Consider the following 1,617-nt stretch of genomic DNA (forward strand, 5'->3'; position numbering starts at 1 on the left):
GGTCGCGGCGAGCGCGCTGATCGCGGCCGGGTCGCGGGCCGCCGACGCCGCGCCCTGGGCCGCGCGGACCGCGAACAGGGACAGCGGTGTCGTGGCCACCAGCAAGAGCACCGAAGCGACCAGTCGCACGGCCACCGCGGTGAGATACCCCGTCCGCACCCCGCACCGGTCGACGACGGCTCCCATGAACGGCTTGACGGCGGGTTCGACCAGCGCCTTCATCCCGATCAGCAGGCCGATCTGGGTCAGGGACATGCCCAGCTCCAAGGCATAGAGCGGCAGGGCGAAGGTCACGATGCCGAACCCGAGCCGGGTGGTGAACGACTCGGCGGTGACGGCGGCGATCAGCCCGCAGCTCACCACGACACCTTCGGCGCCGCGGTCACCAGTGACATGACGAGACCTGGGCGGCGGCCGCGACGACGAGATCGGCGATGGTCTGCGGGGCCTCGTCGACGCCGGTGTAGTTCGGGAAGTCGTTGACATCGACCACGAGCGGGCCCTCGGGTGAGGGCAGCACGTCGACCCCGTACAGGAATAGGCCGAACGCGTCGCGGCAGGCGTGCGCGAGGGCGCGGAGTTCGGGGCCGACCGGCAGCGGCCGAGGGATGTCCGCGCCCCGCGCCAACGGGGAGCGGCGACGCACCGCCCACACCGCGTCCCCGGCCCCGTACAGCTTGAGGTCGACCCCGTCGACGTCGACGTACTGCTGTGCGACGGTGACAGAGCCCGTGGGCCAGGCGATCCCGGACAGCTCCTCGGGCCGGTCCACCCGGACGATGCCCTGCGCGTTGTCGCCAAGGGCCGGCTTGAGCAGCATCGGCCATGCGGTCGACGGCAGGTCGCGCAGCAGGCGCGGGTCGCCGGTGAGGAACGTGCGCGGTGTGGGGATTCCCCGTTCCGCGAGCACCATCGTGGCGTGCGCCTTGTCCTTGACCGCCAGCACTTCGGTGTGGGAGTTGAGGCAGTCGGCTCCGTCCATTTCGGCCTGGCACAGGATGGAAAGGCCGAACGGGTCTCTTGTCCGCGCGACGACGACATCGCCCGGGGCGGGCCGTGCCGACAGACCGGAACCGACCTCGTTGACCGTCTCGTCGGCGATGAGCAGCTTGATCGGCCGCCTGCCGTCGAGCGCACAGGCGAGTGCCGCGGGCATGCGCTGACCGAGGTAGCGGCGGTCGGTGAGTATCCACACGGTCGGCGTGCCGACCTCGGCGATCGAGTCTCGCGGCACCACGCACCTCGCCTTCGTTCGACCACGACCAGCGTCGACCGCGACGGTGAATGACGGATGAGGCCTTGATGAGTCACTGCTCATCTTCGGCTCGATCCGCTCGATGAGTGGGCACGTCCACTCGCGCGAACCCACGTCAAGGCCGAAGATGAAGAGATCCTCATCCGCGCCTCATCTTGTGGTTGCGGTGACAGGGGAAGGTCAGGCCATGGAACTCAGACGTCGGATCGCGGTCTTGGCGTCAGTGGCCGCGCTGCCGGTGGGCGCGGTGTTGGCCAGCTATGCCTTGCCCGACACGCCCGCGCCCACTGTGCCCGCCGAGGTTCGGATCGGTGGCTTCACCGATCCGGCCGTAAGGGTGGGACCAGGTAGTGACACAGCCC

At 69.8% G+C, this 1,617-nt stretch carries 2 protein-coding genes; both read right to left on the reverse strand.

The annotated features are described in order from the left end of the window. The coding region (locus tag ACRDSQ_RS29470) for an MFS transporter (RefSeq protein ID WP_431425575.1) at positions 1–360 on the reverse strand (360 nt) is incomplete at its 3' end. Positions 361–382: 22 nt separating this feature from the next. Further along, positions 383–1,237 (reverse strand): ATP-grasp domain-containing protein, encoded by an 855-nt coding sequence (locus ACRDSQ_RS29475; RefSeq protein WP_431425577.1) that lies wholly within the window; start codon positions 1,235–1,237, stop codon positions 383–385. Between the last annotated feature and the right edge of the window lie 380 nt (positions 1,238–1,617).

The sequence above is a fragment of the Actinokineospora sp. genome (assembly GCF_050699995.1).
Taxonomy (GTDB): domain Bacteria; phylum Actinomycetota; class Actinomycetes; order Mycobacteriales; family Pseudonocardiaceae; genus Actinokineospora.